Raw genomic sequence first — 23,516 nt, 5'->3', positions numbered from 1 at the left:
GGCGGTTATTTTTTTACTTACATATAACTATGCAAAATCGACCAGGCTTGGTCTTTGCCTTCGCCTGTTTCTGATGAAAAAACAACAATTTGATCATTTTTATCTAGTTCTAATGTCTCACGGGTTACTTTTAAATGTTTCTGCCATTTTCCCTTAGGGATTTTATCTGCTTTAGTCGCAATGATGACGCAGGGAATTCCATAATGTTTTAGGAAATCATACATCATCACATCGTCAGTGGTTGGCGGGTGGCGTAAATCAACGATTAATACAGCTGCCCTAAGCTGTTCCCTCGTCGTGAAGTAGGTTTCAATCATCCTTCCCCACGCTGCCCGTTCGGACTTTGAAACTTTTGCATACCCATAACCTGGAACATCGACAAAATGTAAAATTTCATTAATTAAGTAAAAATTCAATGTCTGCGTTTTACCCGGCTTAGAGGAAATCCGTGCCAAACCCTTACGATTCAGCATCTTATTAATAAAAGAAGACTTCCCAACATTCGAGCGGCCGGCAAGTGCAAACTCAGGCAGATCGGTTTCCGGATATTGCTCCGGCTTTACGGCACTAATAACAATCTCAGAACTTACAACCTTCATCGGACGCCACCTTCTAGAAGGGCACGCTTCAATACTTCATCCACATGGGCTACAGGGACAAATTCCAACTCGTTCCGTACACTCTCAGGAATATCATCAATATCTTTGACATTATCTTTAGGAATAATGATTGTTTTCAATCCGGCTCGATGGGCGCTAAGCGATTTTTCCTTCAAGCCGCCAATCGGAAGAACTCTGCCTCTCAAAGTGATTTCACCTGTCATTCCCACTTCACGACGGATTGGTTTGCCGGTTAAGGCCGAAACAAGTGCGGTTGCCATCGTAATTCCTGCAGATGGACCATCCTTAGGTACCGCACCTTCTGGAACATGGATATGAATATCATTTTTTTCATGGAAGTCTTCAGCAATCCCAAGCTCGCCTGCTTTTGAGCGAACATAACTAAAAGCCGCTTGAGCCGATTCTTTCATGACATCACCAAGTTTACCAGTTAAAACTAGTTTTCCTTTACCAGGAGATAGTGAAACTTCAATCTGCAGGGTATCGCCGCCAACAGTCGTATAAGCTAAACCAGTGGCTACCCCCACTTGATCTTCAGCTTCTGCCATGCCGTAGTGGAATCTTGGTTTGCCTAAGAACTCTTCCACATTCTTCTCGGTAATGATAACCCGCTTTTTCTCACCGGCAACGATAATTTTAGCAGTTTTGCGGCAAATCGTTGCCATTTGACGTTCGAGACTTCGAACACCAGCTTCTCGAGTATAGTAGCGAACCACTTTCAATATCGCATCATCCCGCATTTGGAGAATCCCTTTAGAAAGACCATTTTCTTTAATTTGCTTTGGCAGCAAATGATCACGGCAGATGTGAACTTTTTCAATCTCCGTATAGCCTTCAATTGTTATGATCTCCATTCGATCTAGAAGCGGACCTGGTACGGTTGACAAGTTATTTGCTGTCGCAATAAACATAACCTTCGATAAATCATAGGTCTCTTCAATATAATGATCGCTGAAATTATGGTTTTGTTCAGGGTCTAATACTTCTAGCATGGCACTTGAAGGGTCACCCCGGAAGTCACTCGACATTTTATCAATTTCATCGAGTAAGAAAACAGGATTGATTGTTCCTGCTTTTTTCATTCCCTGGATAATTCGGCCTGGCATTGCACCAACATAGGTCCTGCGATGACCGCGGATTTCGGATTCATCTCGAACACCGCCAAGCGAAACTCGGACAAAATTCCGATTCAGCGAGGTCGCAATCGAGCGAGCTAAACTGGTTTTACCTACCCCAGGAGGTCCTGCCAGACAAAGGATTGGACCTTTGATTGAATTAGTCAATTTTTGTACCGCTAAGTATTCAAGTACACGTTCCTTCACCTTTTCGAGTCCATAATGATCCTCGTTTAAAATTCTTTCAGCACGAAGAATATCGATATCATCCTCCGTCTTTTTTGTCCATGGAAGGGCAATCAGCCAATCAATATAGTTTCGAATGACCGCACTTTCAGCAGAACTTGCAGGGACCTTCTCATAACGGTCAAGTTCTTTCAATGCGGCTTTTTTGGTATGCTCCGGCATGCCTGCCTCTTCAATTTTTTTCGTAAGGTCTGCGATTTCACCAGTTTTTCCTTCTTTATCGCCTAATTCCTTTTGAATCGCCTTCATTTGCTCTCGAAGGTAGTATTCTTTTTGTGTCCTTTCCATTGAACGTTTCACACGCTGGCCAATCTTTTTCTCAAGATTAAGGACTTCTTTTTCATTATGAATAGTATCAATGACGCGGTTAACACGCTGTTTAATATCAATCATTTCAAGAATTTCTTGTTTTTCTTTTAACTTTACTGGCAAATGTGAGGCAATCAGATCGGCCATCCGCCCTGGTTCTTCAATATCAGCAACAGTTGCATACGTCTCGGCAGATATCTTTTTCGATAATTTTATGTATTGCTCAAAGTAATCCAGCATCGTTCTCATCAAAGCTTGATCCTCTACATCTTTCGTATCTGGATCCTCGTAGGTAACGATACTAACGGAGTAATAGTCATCTTCATCATAAAAAGAAACAACTTCTGCCCTATTTAAACCTTCTACTAATACGCGAATGGTACCATTAGGAAGCTTTAACATTTGCTTTACCTTCGTCAATGTACCTAATTTGTATAAATCCTCTTCCGCGGGTTCATCAATGGAGACATCCTTTTGTGTGGTTAAAAATATCAAATGGTCATCTACCATTGCTTTTTCGAGTGCCTGAACCGATCTCTCACGGCCTACATCTAAATGAAGAACCATTGTCGGATAGACGAGCAAGCCTCGAAGCGGCAGGAGGGGGACGATTAATTCATTCTGTTTCGCCATCATACTGCACCTCCACATGCAAAATCCTAATTTTCTACTGCTTAGCAGAATAGTCTTTGTTGTACAATTCTATCTCATTTGGTTTTTCGTGTCTATTTTTAGAGAGTGTACGCTGTTTCTTTTTCAATATAATTATTTTCCCCAATCAAGACATTTTCTTTCTCATAAAAAAACTTCGGTTTGATTATATTGCCAAACCGAAGTTTTTATTCTAAATGGACTCTTTTTTTGATAATTCGATAGAAGCAGGTATCGCCTCATTTTGTTGAAAGGAGTTTACCAAGGCAATATCAAAAACTTGTTGAAGGTGGGTAACAGTAACAATGTTGATTCCTTTTATTTCATTTAATATCGTTTGCATATTTTCTTCTGGAATAATAACCGTTTTAGCCCCCGCTTTTAGCGCAGCCTTTACCTTCGGATAGACACCGCCGATTGGCTTGACATTACCGTGAATACTAATTTCTCCTGTCATTGCCACCGTGTTGTCAATCGGAATCTTGTAAATAGCGGAATAAATACCAGTCGCCATTGCAATCCCAGCAGAAGGACCATCGATCGGCACCCCGCCTGGAAAATTGACATGAATATCATAATCGTTGGCTGGTACTCCCATAGACCGCAGGACAGTAATAACGTTTTCAATTGAACCGCGCGCCATACTCTTGCGCCGGATCGATTTTCCTTGACCACCAATACTTTCTTCTTCCACTATACCAGTAATATTAATCGAGCCCTTTTCTTTTGCTGGAATAACCGTTACCTCTATTTCAAGCAAAGCACCTGAATTTGGTCCATAAACAGCTAAGCCGTTAACCAACCCAATATGTGAAATATCATTAATCTTTCTTTCCATTCTTGGTGTCATTTGGCTGGAATGGATGACCCACTCGATATCTTCATCCTTTAAATAGCTCCGGTCTTCAGTAATAGCAAGGCCAGCAGCAATTTGAATCATATTTACCGTTTCCCGGCCATTTCTTGCATATGTAGAAAGCGTGTTAACCCCATTTTCGCTTATTTCCATATTCACTTTGGCAGCCGCCTTTTTTGCGACGGTTACAATCTCTTCCTGATTTAAATCCCGGAAGAATACTTCCATACAGCGTGAGCGAATTGCTGGAGGTATTTCACTTGGTGTTCTGGTTGTGGCCCCGATTAGCCGGAAATCTGCCGGAAGGCCGTTTTTAAAAATATCATGGATGTGAGTTGGAATCTGTGTATTTTCTTCATGATAATAAGCACTTTCAAGAAATACTTTCCGATCTTCTAACACCTTCAACAGCTTGTTCATTTGAATCGGATGTAATTCACCAATTTCATCAATAAACAAGACCCCGCCATGTGCATTGGTGACTGCTCCCTGCTTTGGCTGAGGAATCCCTGCTTGTCCCATTGCCCCGGCACCCTGATAAATCGGGTCATGAACGGAACCAATTAGCGGATCGGCAATCCCTCTTTCATCGAATCGAGCGGTTGTCGCATCTAACTCAATAAAAACGGATTTTGGTTTGAATGGTGATTTTGCATTCTTTTTGGCTTCCTCAAGGACGAGGCGGGCAGCAGCTGTTTTTCCAACTCCTGGAGGTCCATAAATAATTACATGCTGCGGGTTTGGCCCGCATAAAGCTGCTTTTAATGATTTTATTCCATCTTCTTGGCCTACAATATCATTAAAACTTGTAGGACGAACTTTTTCGGATAACGGTTCTGTTAAGGAGATCGATCTCATTTTGCGTAGTTGTTCCATCTCTTTCCGGGATTCCCGGTCAATGGACACTTTTTGGGTACGCTGGCTCCTCAGCAAATTCCAAAAATACAGCCCGATAATAATACCAAAAAACAGCTGTATGAATAAAGCAATCCCCGTCCAACTCATATCTTTCCCTCCTACAACTAATACTCATCTATAGTAAGAAGTATTTCCTTTAGACTGGCGGAATAAACCAACAATGTAAAAACAAATCGCTGTTGGAAAAGGGGGGATATCTGTCTTTGGCTCATTTTCTGCGATTATTGGCTGGTTTTATAGGATATTGGGCTGGTTTTCCCCTGGTATTGGCTGATAATTTAAGAGTATTGGCCCATTTTTCATTATGATTGGCTGATTTAACATTTTCTGGCACAAAACCATCAAAAAGAGACCCAGCTTAGCAGCCAGGTCTCTTTTAATTATGCTGATTTTTCTTCAACAATAACAGTACCATCTTCAAGAACTAACTTTGGTACGCTATTTTCGGAAACTGTTTCTTTTGTAATAATACATTTCGTGATATCCTCACGTGAAGGAAGATCGAACATGACATCCAACATAATTCCTTCAATAATGGAACGTAAACCACGGGCACCCGTCTTCCGTTCGATTGCCTTTTTCGCAATTTCAGTTAGAGCTCCTTCTTCAAATTCGAGCTCTACTTCATCGATTTCAAGCATCTTTTGGTACTGCTTTACAAGTGCATTCTTTGGTTTAGTTAAAATTTCAATTAAAGCAGCCTCGTCTAATTGCTCAAGACTCGCAATAACTGGAAGACGGCCAATAAATTCTGGAATTAATCCAAAACGAAGCAAGTCTTCAGGTAAAACCTTGGAAAGAAGCTCTTTTTGGCCAATATCTACTTGCTTCACATCTGAACCGAAGCCAATAACTTTTTGGCCTAAACGGCGTTTGATAATTGGTTCAATTCCGTCAAATGCTCCACCGCAAATAAATAAGATGTTTGTTGTATCGATTTGGATAAATTCTTGATGCGGATGCTTTCTTCCACCTTGTGGCGGAACGCTTGCAACAGTACCTTCAAGGATTTTTAATAGTGCCTGTTGAACACCCTCACCGGAAACATCTCTTGTAATCGATGGATTCTCCGATTTACGGGCAATTTTATCGATCTCATCGATGTAAATGATTCCTTTTTCGGCCTTCTCGACATCGTAATCTGCTGCTTGAATTAATTTTAAAAGAATATTTTCTACGTCTTCACCAACGTAACCTGCCTCTGTAAGTGAGGTTGCATCAGCAATCGCAAACGGTACATTTAAGATACGTGCCAAGGTTTGCGCTAATAACGTCTTACCTGATCCAGTAGGTCCAATCATACAGATGTTACTTTTTGAAAGCTCAACATCATCGATTTTACTATTGGAATTGATACGCTTATAGTGGTTATAAACCGCTACTGACAGCGATTTTTTCGCCTGATCTTGACCAATAACGTACTCATTCAAAATCTCACAGATTTCTTTTGGTTTTGGTACGTCTTTGAATTCTACTTCTTCTTCTGTTCCTAGTTCCTCTTCCACAATCTCTGTGCAAAGCTCGATGCATTCATCACATATATATACTCCCGGCCCGGCAACTAATTTACGAACTTGATCCTGTGTTTTGCCACAGAAGGAACACTTTAACTGTCCTTTTTCATCATTAAATTTAAACAATTCTTTCACCCCTTAACACGTGTTAAAACCCTATTGAAGCCCGTGAATTACACAAACAAAGTCCGAGTTTTTCTCTACTTTTAATGGTATGTATTTTGCATTGTAACACATTTGACTATTGGACTGGAAATAAAACGCTTTATCGATTATGTCTTTCTCGATTTTGTTTGTGGAATTCGAAAAAACTTATGTACTCCATTAATCTTAACCATAATTATTAAAAATAAATCTTAAAACGCTATGGAAATATTTATTCGCTATTGACTGCGCTTTTTCCTTCCAATAAATTGTGGAATCTTTTTAAAAAGGTTTCCCTGCCTTTATTATAATATGTAATTGAAAAAATGTATAAAACAAGGCACGATAAAAATCGCGCCTTACTTTAATAATCAAATATCGCTATAAACTTTGATAACTGTCTAGCTACAGCGCCTAGGGGCTCGAGGTCATAAGCCAAACCGGCGGAAAGGTTAAAAAGCAACCTTCCCACCGGCTCGACTTATGCTTGTCGCCCCTGTGCAAGGCGCTTCCGCATTTCTATTTATTTTTTGTTTTCAACAAGAAAGTTAACTGCTTTTTGAAGTTGAAGATCTGCTTTAATGCCATCAACGCCGCCAAGAGCTTGTTTAATTGTATCAACCGGCATATTGTACATACCAGCCATTTTCTCAAGTTCAGCATCCACATCTTCGTCTGTTACTTCAAGATTTTCTGCTTTTGCAATTGCTTCAAGTGTTAAATTCATTTTTACACGTTTTCCAGCATCTTCTTTCATTTGTTCACGAAGAGCGTTCTCGTCTTGACCTGAGAATTGGAAGTATAGTTCAAGGTTCATACCTTGCATTTGCAAGCGTTGCTCGAACTCTTGAAGCATGCGGTTTACTTCAGTCGTAACCATTACTTCTGGAATTTCAACTTCTGCATTTTCAGCAGCTTTTTCTACAAGTGTATCACGTAGGTTGTGTTCTGCCTCATGCTTTTTGCTGTCTTCTAAACGAGTTTTGATTTTTTCTTTTAATGCCTCTAAAGTTTCAACTTCTTCGTCTACATCTTTAGCAAACTCGTCATCTAATTCAGGAAGTTCTTTTCCTTTGATTTCATGAACAGTTACTTTGAATACCGCTTGTTTACCAGCAAGTTCTGCCGCATGGTATTCTTCTGGGAAAGTAACTTCAACATCTTTAGATTCGCCAGCTTTTACGCCTACTAATTGCTCTTCGAAACCTGGGATGAAAGAACCTGAACCTAACTCTAGTGAATGATTTTCAGCTTTTCCGCCTTCGAATGCTTCGCCATCTACGAAACCTTCAAAGTCGATGACAACTGTATCACCATTAACAGCAGCGCTGTCTTCTTTAACAACAAGCTCAGCTTGACGTTCTTGCATTGTTTTTAATTCGTTTGCAACATCTTCATCTGTTACAGTTGCATCGATTTCTTCTACTTCTAAGCCTTTGTACTCGCCTAATTTAACTTCAGGCTTCACTTGTACTGTTGCTTTGAAAATAAGTTCTTTGCCTTTTTCCATTTGATCGATGTCGATATCTGGACGATCAATTGGCTCGATTCCTGTTTCGTCAATCGCATTTCCGTATGCTTCTGGAAGAAGGATATCTAATGCATCTTGGTAAAGAGCTTCTACACCGAAGCGTTTTTCAAACATGCCACGAGGCATTTTTCCTTTACGGAAACCTGGAACGTTTACTTGCTTAACCACTTTTTGAAATGCCGCGTCTAGGCCTTTGTTTACCTCTTCAGCGCTTACTTCAACAGTAAGGACACCGCGGTTGCCTTCTAATTTTTCCCATTTTGCTGTCATACCTTTTTTCCCTCCAACAAATCTATTCTCATTTCATTCGATAACGAATTTGAGTCGAAAAATATCTTGTCGAACAAGCCATTTTTCCATTTTTAAATGTAAAATATAGTTTTTTACACAATGCAACCCCTACATTATAACATAGGTTCGCCTTCTTTCAACAGCAAGACCTAAATATTAGGATAAGAAATTTTCTCAATTGTCTCTATTCGCTCTCTAGCTATCTCCAATTCAGAGGCTTCAGTACCGTAAGCTCTTGCAATTTCTCCAATTTTCGTGTCCATTCCCAAATATTCTTGTGCGAGCATATCAAAAGCTGCAGCCCAAGCTTCTGAGGAATTTGGTTCAAGTTCAAATGGATAACAAATAAAAAATATTCTATCAACCATATTAATCGCATTTTCATATAGACCGGGATTTTTACTTTCTACTTGTTTGGCAAGCAATGCCTTTACTTCTAGCATTTTAGGCTGCTCCCTTACGTCAGGAAGCTGTAAAGGACTGAACTGATTTACGATAGCAAATTTTTCTACGTTGATTTCTCGATCTATTTCTTGTTCCTTTAGTAGATTTAAAACTATTGTTTTTATAAATGGATGACCTGCCTCGGACTTTAGGTAGTCTGTCATTTCATCAAGGTATGGACGGATGTTTTTGTCCGCCAAATTGGCTATAATGAGCATTTGCTCGTTAATATTATCTATCGAGAGCAGATTTAGGGCTGGAATCTCTAAGTCTGCTTCCTCCTGTTCTCCCTCTTGCCGGTCATGTCCCTCTGCCATCCGCCGGCTAAATTGCAAAATCGTTAAAAAATGGTCATGCTTCTCAGGGGGAATTTCCCTTTCATCTAAGAGTGCTTCAATTGTCGTTACAATTTCCCGATATTCATGCAGCTGGATAAGAACCGTCAAATAAAGATCGACCATCTGAAAATAATCGCCTATGCCTTTTAGCAGCATCTCATTTGCCAGTACTTTCGCTTTTTTAAAAGTGCCCGCTTCAAAATAGGCAAGGACAAGCCCGATTAAAATGTTTTCATTATCCGGGTCAAGCTCCCGTGCCTCTTCTAACAGGGGGATCGCTTCATGAAATTTTTTCTTTTCAAGACTTTCCAGACCTTTGTCTGCTAAGCGTTTGTCTAGTCCGGGAAAGAAGATGATATTATCTTTTCGTTTGACTTGTTCCCGCTTTTTCATAAAATCCGTCCTTCGGTATGTAGTAAAAAATAGTGTAGCATAATTTGGAGACAAAAAAAACTCACCACACTGGTGAGTTGAGCTTTAATATGTAGTTTAACTTTGGTAAGAAAATGGCGTCCCAGGAGAGATTCGAACTCCCGACCGTACGCTTAGAAGGCGTATGCTCTATCCGGCTGAGCTACTGGGACATAATAACTTTCAAAGACAAGATTTATTATATTATCCCACTAGCTAAAAGTCAACAGCATTTTTTACTTTTTTATAAAAAGGGGAGTAACTCCCCCCTTTCTAATTATAGAATGAACTCTCGTGCTAGTTTTGTGAGTTCACTACCTGAAAGCTCAAACACGGATAGCTTGACCTTATCAGTTTGTAAATCAAGAATCACATAGGTTTTTTCAAAACGCTCACGCGGGAGACGGATGCTTCCTGGATTGATAAATAGAGTACCCCCGACCAGTTCTGCCCCTAGGACATGGGAATGTCCAAAGCAGACAATATCTGCCTGGTATTCCTCCGCTTTATATTTTAAAGTCATTAAACTGGATTTTACCGAGTAGCGGTGGCCATGGGTGATAAAAAACTTTCTGCCAGCCACTTCACTCGTTGTCTCTAATGGATATTCTGCACCAAAATCACAATTCCCCATAACCGTTAAGTAACCAGAAATCGCGTTATCAGTTGGCATCAATTCCGAATCACCACAGTGAATCATTAAGTCAACTTCATGTAAGTGTCGTTCCCGGATGATTTTCAATTCTTTCGTTAAGCCATGGCTGTCGCTGACAATTAATACCTTACTCATGACAGGTCCGCTCTTTCTAAAATAGTATCTAACAAGACATCCAGTTTTTTTAGAGCATTTGCCCGGTGGCTGAGTTGATTTTTTTCTTCCGAGGATAGTTCCGCCATGGATAGGCCTTTTTCCGGTACATAAAATACCGGGTCATAACCAAACCCATTTGTACCGCGGCGTTCCTCCAATATACGTCCCTCACAAGTGCCTGACACCGTTTTAGTTTCGTGACCAGGAACAGCAATGGCCAGTGCACAATAAAATCTAGCCGTTCTCTTTTCCCCAGGAACGCCCTGTAGTTCCAGCAGCACTTTATCTGTGTTGTTTTGGTCGTTTTTCGGCTCTCCCGCATAGCGGGCGGAGAAAATCCCGGGTCTGCCGTCTAAGGCATCAATGATTAGCCCGGAGTCATCGCCTATGACCATTTTATCGAGTGCTTGGGAAACAGCTTCCGCCTTAAGGGTCGCGTTTTCTTCAAAAGTGTTTCCTGTTTCCTCCACCTCAGGTAGTTCAGGAAAATCTAATAGTGTTCGAACTGCGATTCCCCTTGATGAAAATATTTCTTCAAACTCTCTTGCCTTTCCTGGGTTTTTGGTTGCTATTATGACTTCTTTCATATTATCGCCTCTTATTTTATAACAGTGTTTTTTTAAAATTTGATAGTAAAATTAGCTTAACCGCCAGTGAAATCTTGTTATCCGCCAGTAAACCCTAGTTATCCGCCAGACCAGCCATCATCCAAGCGAACCCACATTCCACCGACTTATTTCTTCCGTCTTTTCTCAATCTTATTAATAATTTCCTCACCCAGTGCGGATTTCTGCTGTTCAAACAGCTCCATGAGCCCTTCTTGTGCGGCATGGAGCAGCCCTTGGAGTTGGTCGTAAGAAAAGGTTGATTCTTCCCCCGTTCCCTGCAGCTCCACAAATTCTCCGTTCCCTGTCATGACCACATTCATATCCACTTCAGCCTTGGAATCTTCCGCATAGTTTAAGTCTAACACGACCTTGCCGCCCGATAAGATTCCGACACTCGTTGCAGCCAAATAATCAGTAATTGGAAATTTCGGAAAGTGCTTTTTCTCCGCTAATGAATTTAGGGCTATGGTGAGCGCTACAAATGCCCCCGTAATCGAGGCTGTTCGCGTCCCTCCATCCGCCTGGATGACATCACAATCAATCCAAACCGTCCTCTCACCAAGTGCACTCAGATCGACAATCGCACGAAGCGCACGGCCAATCAGGCGCTGAATCTCCATTGTTCTGCCTGAGACCTTTCCTTTCGAGGATTCACGAGTGTTTCTGGTTTCTGTTGCCCTTGGAAGCATTGAGTATTCCGCTGTAATCCAGCCCTTCCCTTCCCCTCTCATAAAGTGAGGAACGCGATCTTCAATACTAGCCGTACAAATGACCTTCGTATTTCCAACCGAAATAAGGACAGAACCTTCTGGGTGCATTAAATAATTGGTTTCAATATGTATAGGCCTTAGCTGCAATGGCTCTCTTCCATCCACACGCACAACTTTTCCTCCTTATGATATTCTCTTTTTTTAAATAAAGAAGAGGCGGGCCTAAGAAGCCAACCTCTTTCATGGTCACTATATAGTATAACAAAAATGGTTTTTTAAAAACTACCTGTATTGACTTTTTCTGGACGGGTTACCGGTTCAGAGACTTTCTTACCTTGATCATTCTTAATGTCTACTTTTCCTTCAACCTCGACTGCCACCTTTTCGACACCTTGTTGTTCTGTTAAAGAAAGAACGAGCGTATCTAGTAACGATTGAGAGATTTCTTTGTCCTTAAAGCTGTCATAAATATTCTTGTTGAAGTTTAAGGTTAACGTACCGTTTTCATATTTAGGGGCTTCAAGCAGCTTCACATCTGACATAAATTCAGATACAAGCGTTGACTTCTCACTCGGTCCTTGAATTAATTCTTTGATGACAGCGGCATAATTGTCTTTCTCCGTATTGCTAATCCGGCGTGTTACCGGCACATAGTAATAAGAGCCCTCTTCACCGCCAATATAATAGACCGTTACTGGTTTTGTATTGGTAATATCCGCGACATCTGTGGTATCAATATTAATCCCGGTTGCTCTTGATAGATTTTCACTAATCGGTGTACCGCCGACAGGCATTTCTGTTAAGTCATGCCCGTTCATTTTAAGCTTGACCGATTTGATATTATTAAATTGCGTCAATGTCCAGGTGACTGATTGAAGGATTTTCTGTTCATCCTGCGGCTGATAATTTTTGAATTCTTTTGAGAAGTTTACAGTTGCAACCCCATTATCTTTATTAATATTAACTGATATCTCTGTATCTTCAGGAAGAACAGCTCTAAAATCATTTGGAAGCAAGTCGGTCACTGGACCATTTGCTACCAAATATTCAAGGGCCTGTTTTGCTACTGAAGTGGTTTTTGGAAGAGCAAGTGTTTGAGGAACCACATAGCCATCCTTATCAATCAAATATAGTTCCGTTTTAACGGTGTTCTGGGCCGCTTCTTTATCTTTCGCCGTCGTTACCTTGCTTACCGGTTCATCTTTCACCGTAACCGTTTTTGGCGGATCAATTTTCTTTTGTACTTCTGTGTTAAATAGTCCGCAGCCAGAAAGTAGCATTGTCGAAGTTAACACCGTTATACCAATTATTTTTGCTTTATTTTTAGACACATTAATTCCCCCCTAAGACAGTTTGTACTATCATGTATACGAGCCTTACGAAAAAATAGACCGCCTTAAGAAAGAAAAATAGAATAAAATTTATATCAAAAAGGAGCCCCATGTCAGGAGCTCCCTTTAAAGTTTTATTTTATTTACATTGTGGACAGGAATCCCGAGCCATTGGGAGGCAATTTTTGAAAAAAGCCATTTAGAACCTGTTGTGTAATATTCGTGCTCTGGTTCGTCTTCACAGGTGTCAAGCAAATCATTATACTGAAGAATAGCACTTACTTCTCGTGCAGTTTCATCCCCTGAACTAATCACTTTTACCTTTTCACCCATTACATTTTTAATAAGTGGTTCGAGCAATGGATAATGGGTACATCCCAAAATTAAAGTATCTAAATTTTGCTCCAACAGCGGCTTCAAAGATTCATCTACAATTTTCTCAGCAATGGCACCTGCGTATTCTCCACTCTCCACCAAAGGGACAAATTTCGGGCATGCATGACTAGTGACAAACAGCCTGCTGTTGAGCGATTTTAGAGCTATTTCATAGGCTCCGCTTTTGACTGTTCCAATTGTACCAATAATCCCGACACGATAATTTTTTGTCTGCTTTATCGCAGCTCGTGCCCCGGGATTAATCACCCCAATAACCGGAATTGATAATGCCTTGCGGATTTCATTCAATGCAGCAGCAGTAGCGGTATTGCAAGCTATGACAAGCATCTTAATATTTTTTTCTAATAAAAAATTGGTCAATTCCCAAGTAAACTTCTTAACTTCCTGTCTTGATCTTGGGCCATACGGGCAGCGAGCTGTATCTCCCAAATAGATAATTTTCTCATTGGGAAGCTGCCTCATTATCTCTTTGGCAACGGTTAGTCCACCGACACCGGAATCAATAACACCGATTGGTTGTTTCAAAAATCTCGCCTCTTTTTAACGCATTTCTTGATGCATTTTGCTCAAGCTGGATTGAAGAAGTAAGATTTGATCCATTGAAAAGTTTTTTAATATTTCCTCTAAATACGCCTGACGCTTCTTAATGACTTCATCAATGATTCTTTTACCTTCTTCTAATAAGTGAATTCGTACGACACGGCGGTCACTAGGATCCTTTACTCGCTCAACAAGTAAATTTTTTTCCATCCGATCGACTAAATCTGTTGTCGTACTGCATGCTAAAAACATTTTATTCGATAGCTCGCCAATGGTCATGTCTCCGTCTTCAAAAAGCCATTGCAAGGCCACGAACTGTGGTGGAGTAATTTTATATTGACTTAACATTTCCCGGCCCTTTTGTTTAATGATACCAGAAATATAACGTAAGTCCTTTTCAATATTAGCGATAATATCCACTGTAACTTTTTGTGGGTTTTCGAGTTCCATATTTGTATACACTCCTATAAATTGCTTCTCCTCAAGACGAGACTAAGTCATAACCGGCTGAAAAAAGCTAAATGTCTTAAAGCTTGTACTTATTTTCTACTTTTTTTGCTGAAATTTCAAGAAGAAACTTGCTTTTCGCTACTCCTGAAAAGCCATTTACTAAATCAAATGCTATAATAAATTTATTCTAACAGATTCGTTCATAATATGTTTATGTTTGAATTTTAAAACAAAGGTGAGAAGAATATGAAAATAGATTTAAGCAATACAGCGATCCAATGGTTTAAGGAAGAAGTAGACTTAAAAAATGGGGATAAGGTTAGATTCTATGTAAAAATTTACGGAAGCAGCCCTGTTCAAGAAGGGTTTTCACTTGCCTTTACCGTGGATAATGAGCCCATCGACATTGCGGTTAAGACTGAAAAAGAAGGGCTGACCTTTTTCATCGAGGGTGCTGATTTATGGTTCTTTAATGGTCATGATTTACATGTTGATTACAATAATCAAATTGATGAATTAGAATTTAGTTATATTCTCCCAGGTGAGAAGTAATAAAAACCGGCATCTTAAAACGATGCCGGTTTTTATGTTCTAGGTATTCTTAATGAAGTCTTTTACTTGCTTTAGGTAATATCACTTCAATTAAGGTCCCCTGCTTATCGCTCCATATATTGAGGGTACCACCATGGTTTTCTATGATTTGTTTAGAAATCATCACTCCAAGTCCAGTGCCGTCCTCTTTGGTGGTGAAAAAAGGTTCTCCCACACGTTTTAATATTTCTTGCGGCATACCCTTTCCCGTGTCTTGGAAAAAGACCTTTACCATATTAAAGCCGTACTGTTTCACCTCAATCGTAATTTTCCCGCCTTCTGGCATCGCTTCTATGGCATTTTTTAAAATATTAATAAATACTTGCTTTAACTGATTTGGATCACAATTAATGATAAAGTTATGATAATTGTAACGGGTCTCAATCTGAATTCCATTTATAATGGCCTGTGTATCGATTAACGTCTTTACATTATCCAGCAGGGTGATAAGATCAACAGCTTCAAATTTTAATTCATGTGGTTTGGCCAGGACCAGCAGCTCACTTAGGATTAATTCAATCCTGTCCATTTCAGACTGAATGATTTCAAAGTAAGGTCTATTCCGATCCTCTTCAGACTCCATTAACTGCAGAAAGCCTTTAATGGCGGTAAGGGGATTTCGTACCTCATGTGCAATTCCCACGGCCAGCTGCCCTGCTACATTTAATTTTTCTGAATTAAGAAGGAGTTCTTGGGTCTTTTTTCGTTCAGTAATATCCCGAATTATGATATGCCTCGCCCGATTATTCTGATAAATGGTTGGGATTCCTTTCACTTCGGCAACAAATTGAGATCCGTCTAAGCGCAGGAGTTTATACTCGATAAATTCCGTAACATTACCAGATGTCTCAATTTGCTGACGCTCCTTGGATATCTCATGATAGTCCGGATGGATAATATCAGTCATTGTCTTATTTAAAATATCCCTTTTATCTGATGCCCCGAATAATTTAGCACCTGTTTCATTGATAAAGAGAATCTCGGCATCTTTGGCAATAATGACAGCATCTGGTGAATACTCAACTAGATCCCGATAGGTTTCTTCCCGTCTTTTAGCTTCTTCTTCTACCTTTTTACGCTCAGTTATATCTCTTATTACACTGACAACCTCTAAAACATGCAGAGTATCATGGGCGATGATTGGTTTACAAAGCGATTCCACCCACATATATTCACCGCTATTTTTTCGGACACGATAGCTGTCTCGTCCATTTTCCTGGCCGTCGAGGACCCTTCTTCGGTTGTGAAAGGCGTTTTCAACATCATCAGGATGCACAAATGACAAAAAATTTTGATTCAACACTTCGTTTGGATCATATCCGAGAATATATTCACAGGAAGGAGAAACATAGACAATTTCTCCTTGCAAGTTCGTACTAACAATAACATCAACAATATTATCGGTTAAAACACGCTGCATTTCTTCTACTTTTCGAATTTCTTCTTTTTTTCTTTTTAATTCCGTTATGTCTTTCCCGACTGCACTCACCCCGACGATTTGGTCATCTTCACAAATTGGGATAAAGGATATATTTAAATCAAGGACTTGTCCAATTTTTGTAATGATCTTGGTATCAAAGTTTGGGAAACGGCCTAATACCGCATTGCTAAAATGATGGAACACCTTATTTATGTGGTCGATGGGAAATAGAAATTGAAGTTTTAACTTGTCCGCTTCCACGGGGGAAAAACCAGTTAATTGTAGGAATGCCGGATTCGATTGAATAACATGTCCTTCAATATCCAATACAAAAATACTATCTTCGTTGCAGGAAAATAACGTCTCATATCTGCGGTGATTTTCTTTCAAATATTTTAATAAAAGCATTCTCTTTTCACTTTTAATCGCTTCAACAGGACTGTTCATCTTTCTCTTTCCGTTCCTTTCTCCCCAAATAATACTTATATAATGATCACTCTAATTTTCATTTTAAGTTTTACTGATAAAACTTTCAATAGATTTCTACTATTTTCCATTAACTTATGTTATCTTCTAAACTAGCCAACAAAAGAAGAAATTGTATGAACCAGTTAGGGAAACTAACATGAGTAAGGCTACTTTTATTTTTCTAAAAAAACATTTTCGTAAAAATGAACGGCCCCCAAATTGGAAGCCGATCATCATTAAAGTTCTAGCTCTCCCATTCGAAGGAGCTCTACAACAGCTTGTGAACGCCCTTTAACACCAAGCTTTTGCATGGCATTTGAAATATGATTCCTAACTGTTTTTTCGCTTATAAATAGTTCACCAGCGATTTCTTTCGTTGTTTTGTCTTGTACTAATAGTTCGAATACTTCTCTTTCCCGTTTGGTGAGTAATGGCTTGTGATTATAATCATTCTCCTTCAAGTATTGTAACCCTCCTTGCCTTCGCCAGTAATGTATCGTGGGATGGGTCTATATTTAGTCACCATATCTTATGTAAACGATGCAAATGGAGTGACTATAATTAACTGAAAGGAGTGGGTTTTTATTAAAAAATCACAAATTTATTCCAATTTTTTTATTATTTGTTTAAGAGTTAACTATTTTTGCATAAATAATGTATCGTTTGGGCGCATTACCAACATAATGGAACGGATAACACGTGGTCAGGATTAATTCTTCCTGCTGTTTTTGTAACGTAATAATGCTTTTATCGTTTGCTTTAACAATTTTTGTACGAATGATCTCGTATGTATAATTCCCATACGGCATCTGTATCTTTAGTTGGTTACCTACTTTTAGCTCACCTAATTTGCGAAAAACCGTATCACGATGACCCGACAAAACGATTTGCCCCTTTTCCCCCGGAAAATAAGAGCCTTTATAATGACCTACTCCCTTTTCAAGATCATCAGGGTCAGTTCCTTCCACGATGGCTAATTTAGCTTTAATGGTTGGAATCTTTAATATGCCAACAGTATCTCCTATAGCGGGAGGTGTATTAGTGTCTAGTTTCTTTTTATCCGCAGCAACCGGCTGTTTCTGGCTGATAATTTCCTTTGCCTGTTGAAGAGCCGTAGTGGATGTTACTTTTGTATGGGCATATTGCCAAACACCGACGCCCAATAAAATAAGTCCAATTCCAATAAGGAAAAAGGGAAATTTTGTTTTCACCTTGAATACCTGCCTTTTTAATAGATCATTTGTTTCAGTATATCAAAAAGTAACAAAAATGAACTAATGAAACTATTTCCTGTACAAAAGAAAAACCTTCTTTCCTAAATTCGAAAAGAAGGTTTTTTAGATAAGACTTTTTAGTTACCACTGTCACTTCCAAAGAAGTTTCTAAATGCTTGCATCGTGGCAGCACGGTTAACCGCTGCAATCGAAGTTGTAATTGGAATTCCTTTTGGACATGCCTCTACACAGTTTTGAGAATTGCCGCAGCCCTGCATACCGCCATCCTCCATAAAAGCATTTAAACGTTCTGCCGCGTTCATTTCACCTGTTGGATGTGCGTTGAATAAGCGAACTTGGTTAAATACTGCTGGTCCCATAAAGTTTGTTTTACTATTCACATTTGGACAAGCCTCTAGACAAACACCACAAGTCATACATTTAGAAAGTTCATATGCCCACTGACGTTTTCTTTCAGGCATCCGTGGTCCAGGTCCTAAATCATATGTTCCATCTATTGGAATCCATGCTTTTACCTTTTTCAATGAATCAAACATTCTGCTCCGATCAACGGAAAGGTCGCGGACAACAGGGAATGTTTTCATTGGCGCTAAACGGATTGGCTGCTCTAATTGATCAACCAACGCCGAGCATGATTGACGAGGCTTCCCGTTAATAACCATTGAACAGGCACCGCAAACCTCTTCAAGGCAGTTCATTTCCCAAGTGACTGGAGTAGTCGTTTTTCCTTGTGCAGTTACTGGATTTTTACGTATTTCCATCAAGGCCGAAATAACGTTCATATTCGGACGGTATGGAATTTCGAATGTCTCCTCATAAGGAGCAGCATCTGGGCTATCTTGACGAGTAATGATAAAAGTTACCTTTTTATTTTCAGACATGTTTCCCTACTCCCCTTTCTATTAATGTTTTGTTGTATAATCGCGCTTCCTTGGCTGAATTAACGAAACGTCGATCTCTTCGTAATGGAAAGCTGGAGCAGTTTTAGAATCAACGAATTTAGCCATCGTCGTTTTCATAAATTCCTCATCATTCCGCTCAGGGAAATCAGGTTTATAATGAGCACCACGGCTCTCATTCCGGTTATAAGCACCGATCGTAATAACACGGGCCAATTGCAGCATATTCTGTAATTGTCTTGTGAAAGCTGCCCCTTGGTTGCTCCATTTTGAAGTATCATTGATATTGATGTGTTGATAACGTTCTAATAGTTCTTGAATCTTTTCATCTGTTTTTAACAGCTTGTCATTATAACGGACAACGGTTACGTTATCTGTCATCCATTCGCCTAGCTCTTTATGAAGTACATAGGCATTTTCCGTACCATCTAAAGACATAATATTATTCCATTTTTCTTCCTGTTCTTTCACATGGCGATCAAATACAGTAGAAGAAATAGCATCCGAGCTCTTTTCAAGACCTTCGATATATTTAACAACATTAGGTCCTGCAACCATTCCGCCGTAAACGGCTGATAACAAGGAGTTTGCCCCAAGACGGTTTGCACCGTGCTGTGAATAATCACACTCACCAGCAGCAAATAAACCTTTGATACTTGTCATCTGGTCATAATCAACCCATAATCCGCCCATTGAGTAGTGAACCGCAGGGAAAATTTTCATTGGTACCTTACGTGGGTTATCACCCATGAATTTTTCATAAATCTCGATAATTCCTCCAAGTTTTACGTCCAATTCATGCGGATCCTTGTGAGATAGATCAAGGAATACCATGTTTTCGCCGTTAATACCAAGCTTTTGACGAACACATACATCAAAGATTTCACGAGTTGCAATATCACGTGGTACAAGGTTTCCGTAGGCAGGATATTTTTCCTCCAAGAAGTACCATGGTTTTCCGTCTTTATAGGTCCAAATACGACCGCCTTCACCACGTGCAGATTCACTCATTAAACGAAGCTTATCATCACCAGGAATAGCAGTTGGATGGATTTGTATCATTTCACCGTTTGCATAGTAAGCACCTTGCTGATAAACAATCGATGCAGCTGAACCTGTGTTAATAACGGAGTTGGTTGACTTTCCGAAAATAATCCCGGGACCGCCCGTTGCCATGATCACAGCATCTGCTGCAAAGGATTTAATTTCCATTGTTTTTAAGTTTTGGCAGACTACCCCACGGCATACTTCTTCATCATCTAATACCGCACCAAGGAATTCCCAGCCTTCATATTTCGTTACTAATCCATCCACTTCATGGCGGCGAACCTGCTCATCAAGGGCATAGAGAAGCTGCTGTCCTGTTGTTGCTCCAGCAAATGCTGTCCGGTGATGCTGTGTTCCTCCAAAACGACGGAAATCTAGTAAACCTTCAGGTGTACGATTAAACATAACCCCCATCCGGTCAAATAGATTAATAATACCAGGTGCTGCATCACACATTGCCTTAACCGGAGGCTGATTCGCTAAGAAATCACCGCCATAAATGGTATCGTCAAAGTGAATCCACGGGGAATCCCCTTCCCCTTTTGTATTTACCGCTCCATTAATACCACCTTGGGCACAAACAGAGTGAGAACGTTTAACCGGTACTAGAGAAAAAAGCTCTACCGGTGTTCCTGATTCTGCCACTTTGATCGTAGCCATTAGACCTGCAAGACCGCCGCCGACTACAATCACTTTTCCTTTACCCATTTGTGACTCACTCCTTCTAATCCAAATACAATTTTTTCCGACTACAATCTATTAAGAAATAAACGCAATTAAAGTTTGAATGCTAATTAATGAGAGAATAACGAACACACCAATTGTTACGTATGTTGTAATTTTTTGTGAACGTGGTGACACGGTAATTCCCCAGCTTACTAAAAATGACCATAAACCATTGGCAAAGTGGAAAATAGCTGAGAGAATCCCAATTAAATAGAAACCAAACATAAATGGCGATGATAGAATATCATGCATCATATTATAGTTTACTTCAGTCCCAAATGCCGCCGCCACACGGGTTTGCCATACATGCCAAGCAATAAAGATTAAGGTTAAAACGCCTGTAATACGCTGCAGCATGTACATCCAGTTTCTAAAAGTGCCAAACCTATTAACATTGCTGCTTCCGGTAAAGGCAATATAAAGTCCATAGATTGCATGATATAACAATGGTAAATAGATAAGAACTGTTTCCAGGATGATTTTGAAAGGAAGATTCCCCATGAAACCTGCTGCCTTATTAAAGGATTCTGGTCCCCCTGTAACAAAATGGTTGACGATAAGATGCTGCGTAACAAATAATCCAATCGGAATAACTCCTAGCAATGAGTGCAATCTTCGATTAACAAACTCTCGATTACCCGCCATTATTTTACCCCCCTTTTAGTTTTCAAAAAATGTTTTTTACTGTTTCCTCTTTTATATTTTCCTTACAAATGTATAAATGTCACCACTGTGACAATTATGTGACATGTTCATTTTACTCCCATCATTTAAGAGCGTCAAGAAAACGGATACAGATTCTTTATCAAAAATAGAAAATTTTTAAAATATATTGATATTATACTAGACATGCCTCTTGTAAGAGTTTACAGGTTATAAATATGTAGTAATCCCAATCTTTTCAATCTATTTCCAACATCTAACTGGTAGAAATTTTCAACTATAGGAAATAATAATTATGATGAGAAATAGGATTAAATATTGCACGATAATTAATTTAATCTTAATAAAACTGATAATGAAATCCGAGTTAAATTGTATATAATAGAATGATAGGAAAGAGGGGAAACATAGTGAAAGAAAGTACTGTCGTCGATGTAAGTATGACCACTTCAGAACCGCGTACCATATCGATCTTCGGATATGAATTAATTAGGGAAATCCTTTTGCCTGAGATTCTTGGGAAGGATGCACCAGAAATATTATATTGGGCAGGTAAACGGCTGGCTCGGAAGTATCCATTAGCTGATTTTGATCAGGTTATTGATTTTTTCAATCAAGCTTCATGGGGTCAGTTGGAAATAAAAAAAGAAAACAAAAATGAACTTGAGATTGAACTGTTTAGCCCCTTGATTGTATCAAGGGTAAAATCAAAGGCTGAGCAATTCTTCCAGCTTGAAGCAGGCTTCCTCGCCCAGCAAATGGAACTTCAAAAGGGAGTTATCGCCGAAGCCTTCGAGCACCCAGTCAAAAAATCAAACAAAGTGCAATTTACCGTCAAATGGGACCTAAAAGACTCCCTTGAGTAATCTAGGCCCATCCGAGTAAATATGATTGCACCGTTATCAATGGTGTCAGGTTCCCTTTCGGTGCCTGACACCATTTTTACTCTTTCTACTATCTTATTATTGTTGTTGGCCAAGCTCGAAGGCTGTGTGCAGGGCTTCGACTGCTTTTAACATATTTTTTTCTTCTACAACCGCAGAGACTTTAATTTCGGATGTGCTGACCATTTTGATTTGAATATCATTTTCGGCAAGTACCTTAAACATTTTCGCTGCGACACCCGGATTGGAAATCATTCCTGAACCGACAATCGATACTTTAGCTAATTTATTTTCTGCATCTAGCTGTTCATAACCTAATTCAGTCTTATTATCTTCCAGTACCTTCAGTGTTTCTAAAAGGTCATTCGTTTGGATTGAGAAGGACAGATTAGCAGTGCCGCCTTCAGTTGTGCTTTGAATAATAATATCTACATTGAGATGATTTTGTGCTAGAGTTGTAAAAATAGTTGATAGACTTGTAATCGAGTTTGTTAACCCCAATACGCTAACTCTTGTAATTTCGTCCTCAAAGGCCACTCCGCGTACCACTAAATTTTGTTCCATCGTTGCTTCCTCCTCGATCACTGTTCCTTCTTCTTTCTCCATACTTGATCTGACCACAAGCTGTACTTTATAATTTTTTGCAAACTCTACTGCTCTAGGATGAAGCACACCGGCACCTAAATTGGCCAACTCGAGCATTTCATCATATGAAACAGATAATAGTTTTCGGGCATTTTTTATATATCTTGGATCCGTCGTAAACACGCCGGTTACATCTGTATAAATGTCACACTTATCTGCTTTTAGAGCTGCTGCTAAAGCAACTGCGGTTGTATCTGATCCGCCTCGGCCTAATGTTGTAATTTCCCCATCCTCGGTTACTCCTTGGAAACCCGCGACAATAACAACCTTTCCAGTTGAAACTTGTGCTTGAATAGCTTTTGTATCGATTTTGGCAATTCGAGCATTACCATGTACAGGTTCAGTAACAATTCCTGCCTGCCAGCCTGTAAAGGATACGGCCTCCATTCCTTGTTGTTGTAAAGCCATGGAAAGTAACGCAATCGTAACCTGCTCGCCTGTAGACAAAAGCATATCCATTTCACGCTTGCTGGGCTCTTTAGTTATATCCTTGGCCAGTCTTACAAGCTGGTCCGTTGATTTTCCCATCGCAGAAACGACAACAACCACATCATTACCGCGCTCTTTTTCTTCTCTAACACATGCTGCAACATTTAAAATTCTTTCAACACTTCCAACGGAAGTGCCGCCAAATTTTTGTACAACTAAACCCATCTTTTTCCCCTACTTTCAAATTAACTGTCACTAGTATGCTAGTAAATTAG

At 39.7% G+C, this 23,516-nt stretch carries 21 protein-coding genes and 1 tRNA gene; 2 read left to right on the top strand and 20 right to left on the bottom strand.

The genetic code is table 11. The features are described from left to right. Positions 1-17 precede the first annotated feature (17 nt). The 13 genes from yihA to V7077_RS08075 form a co-directional block, all read right to left on the bottom strand. Positions 18-599, bottom strand: coding sequence for a ribosome biogenesis GTP-binding protein YihA/YsxC (gene yihA / locus V7077_RS08135; RefSeq protein WP_335500237.1), 582 nt, complete (start codon positions 597-599; stop codon positions 18-20). Further along, entirely contained in the window at positions 596-2,923 is a 2,328-nt protein-coding gene (gene lon / locus V7077_RS08130; RefSeq protein WP_335500268.1) for an endopeptidase La, read from the bottom strand. Before lon ends, yihA begins: the two co-directional genes overlap by 4 nt. A gap of 211 nt (positions 2,924-3,134) precedes the next feature. Continuing rightward, a complete protein-coding gene (lonB, locus tag V7077_RS08125) occupies positions 3,135-4,802 on the bottom strand; it encodes an ATP-dependent protease LonB (protein ID WP_335500235.1) in 1,668 nt (555 codons plus the stop codon). Positions 4,803-5,095: 293 nt separating this feature from the next. Further along, a complete protein-coding gene (clpX, locus tag V7077_RS08120) occupies positions 5,096-6,355 on the bottom strand; it encodes an ATP-dependent protease ATP-binding subunit ClpX (RefSeq protein ID WP_215043956.1) in 1,260 nt (419 codons plus the stop codon). A 541-nt stretch (positions 6,356-6,896) separates the two neighbouring features. Then, positions 6,897-8,174, bottom strand: coding sequence for a trigger factor (gene tig / locus V7077_RS08115; RefSeq protein WP_335500231.1), 1,278 nt, complete (start codon positions 8,172-8,174; stop codon positions 6,897-6,899). A gap of 170 nt (positions 8,175-8,344) precedes the next feature. After that, positions 8,345-9,370 carry a tetratricopeptide repeat protein gene (locus tag V7077_RS08110; RefSeq protein ID WP_335500229.1) on the bottom strand — a complete coding sequence of 342 codons (1,026 nt, stop codon included), beginning with the start codon at positions 9,368-9,370 and terminating at the stop codon, positions 8,345-8,347. Positions 9,371-9,484: 114 nt separating this feature from the next. Continuing rightward, positions 9,485-9,561: transfer RNA gene (locus V7077_RS08105), tRNA-Arg, on the bottom strand. Between the two features lie 104 nt (positions 9,562-9,665). Then, the gene (locus V7077_RS08100; RefSeq protein WP_335500227.1) at positions 9,666-10,178 is read right to left on the bottom strand and encodes a metallophosphoesterase; all 513 of its coding nucleotides are present in this window, start codon (positions 10,176-10,178) and stop codon (positions 9,666-9,668) included. Then, the gene (locus V7077_RS08095) at positions 10,175-10,786 is read right to left on the bottom strand and encodes an XTP/dITP diphosphatase (protein ID WP_335500225.1); all 612 of its coding nucleotides are present in this window, start codon (positions 10,784-10,786) and stop codon (positions 10,175-10,177) included. The genes V7077_RS08100 and V7077_RS08095 overlap by 4 nt, the downstream gene beginning before the upstream one ends. 146 nt (positions 10,787-10,932) lie before the next feature. Continuing rightward, positions 10,933-11,688 carry a ribonuclease PH gene (rph, locus tag V7077_RS08090; RefSeq protein ID WP_335500223.1) on the bottom strand — a complete coding sequence of 252 codons (756 nt, stop codon included), beginning with the start codon at positions 11,686-11,688 and terminating at the stop codon, positions 10,933-10,935. Between the two features lie 104 nt (positions 11,689-11,792). Beyond that, complete coding sequence (locus V7077_RS08085; RefSeq protein ID WP_420489622.1) at positions 11,793-12,848, bottom strand: GerMN domain-containing protein; 1,056 nt, start codon at positions 12,846-12,848, stop codon at positions 11,793-11,795. A gap of 126 nt (positions 12,849-12,974) precedes the next feature. Then, positions 12,975-13,769: a glutamate racemase gene (gene racE / locus V7077_RS08080; protein ID WP_335500221.1), complete on the bottom strand. Its 795-nt coding sequence runs from the start codon at positions 13,767-13,769 to the stop codon at positions 12,975-12,977. Between the two features lie 15 nt (positions 13,770-13,784). Beyond that, positions 13,785-14,234, bottom strand: coding sequence for a MarR family winged helix-turn-helix transcriptional regulator (locus V7077_RS08075; protein ID WP_335500219.1), 450 nt, complete (start codon positions 14,232-14,234; stop codon positions 13,785-13,787). A 246-nt stretch (positions 14,235-14,480) separates the two neighbouring features. Between V7077_RS08075 and V7077_RS08070 the strand changes: the two genes are divergently transcribed. Beyond that, entirely contained in the window at positions 14,481-14,786 is a 306-nt protein-coding gene (locus tag V7077_RS08070; RefSeq protein WP_335500217.1) for a HesB/YadR/YfhF family protein, read from the top strand. A 49-nt stretch (positions 14,787-14,835) separates the two neighbouring features. Here the strand turns inward: V7077_RS08070 and V7077_RS08065 are convergent, their stop codons facing one another. The 6 genes from V7077_RS08065 to V7077_RS08040 form a co-directional block, all read right to left on the bottom strand. After that, complete coding sequence (locus tag V7077_RS08065) at positions 14,836-16,692, bottom strand: PAS domain S-box protein (RefSeq protein ID WP_335500215.1); 1,857 nt, start codon at positions 16,690-16,692, stop codon at positions 14,836-14,838. Positions 16,693-16,949: 257 nt separating this feature from the next. Then, positions 16,950-17,174: a spore germination transcription factor GerE gene (gene gerE / locus V7077_RS08060; RefSeq protein ID WP_007087335.1), complete on the bottom strand. Its 225-nt coding sequence runs from the start codon at positions 17,172-17,174 to the stop codon at positions 16,950-16,952. A gap of 165 nt (positions 17,175-17,339) precedes the next feature. Continuing rightward, on the bottom strand, positions 17,340-17,924 hold the full coding sequence (locus V7077_RS08055) for a class D sortase (RefSeq protein ID WP_335500212.1): 585 nt from the start codon (positions 17,922-17,924) through the stop codon (positions 17,340-17,342). A gap of 140 nt (positions 17,925-18,064) precedes the next feature. Beyond that, positions 18,065-18,829 carry a succinate dehydrogenase iron-sulfur subunit gene (gene sdhB, locus V7077_RS08050; protein WP_335500210.1) on the bottom strand — a complete coding sequence of 255 codons (765 nt, stop codon included), beginning with the start codon at positions 18,827-18,829 and terminating at the stop codon, positions 18,065-18,067. Between the two features lie 21 nt (positions 18,830-18,850). Then, positions 18,851-20,602: a succinate dehydrogenase flavoprotein subunit gene (gene sdhA / locus V7077_RS08045; RefSeq protein WP_335500208.1), complete on the bottom strand. Its 1,752-nt coding sequence runs from the start codon at positions 20,600-20,602 to the stop codon at positions 18,851-18,853. Between the two features lie 51 nt (positions 20,603-20,653). After that, on the bottom strand, positions 20,654-21,265 hold the full coding sequence (locus V7077_RS08040; protein ID WP_335500207.1) for a succinate dehydrogenase cytochrome b558 subunit: 612 nt from the start codon (positions 21,263-21,265) through the stop codon (positions 20,654-20,656). A gap of 458 nt (positions 21,266-21,723) precedes the next feature. Between V7077_RS08040 and V7077_RS08035 the strand changes: the two genes are divergently transcribed. Continuing rightward, positions 21,724-22,149, top strand: a complete 426-nt coding sequence (locus V7077_RS08035) for a YslB family protein (protein WP_335500264.1) — start codon at positions 21,724-21,726, stop codon at positions 22,147-22,149. Between the two features lie 96 nt (positions 22,150-22,245). On the opposite strand, the gene V7077_RS08030 is transcribed toward V7077_RS08035, so the two are convergent. Next, the gene (locus V7077_RS08030) at positions 22,246-23,466 is read right to left on the bottom strand and encodes an aspartate kinase (RefSeq protein ID WP_335500205.1); all 1,221 of its coding nucleotides are present in this window, start codon (positions 23,464-23,466) and stop codon (positions 22,246-22,248) included. Positions 23,467-23,516: the final 50 nt, after the last annotated feature.

Origin of the sequence: Neobacillus vireti, assembly GCF_036962465.1 — a bacterium.
Lineage (GTDB): Bacteria > Bacillota > Bacilli > Bacillales > Cytobacillaceae > Neobacillus > Neobacillus vireti_B.
The sequence above is the reverse complement of the archived record's forward strand: the minus strand, read 5'-3'. Positions and strand labels throughout refer to the sequence as shown.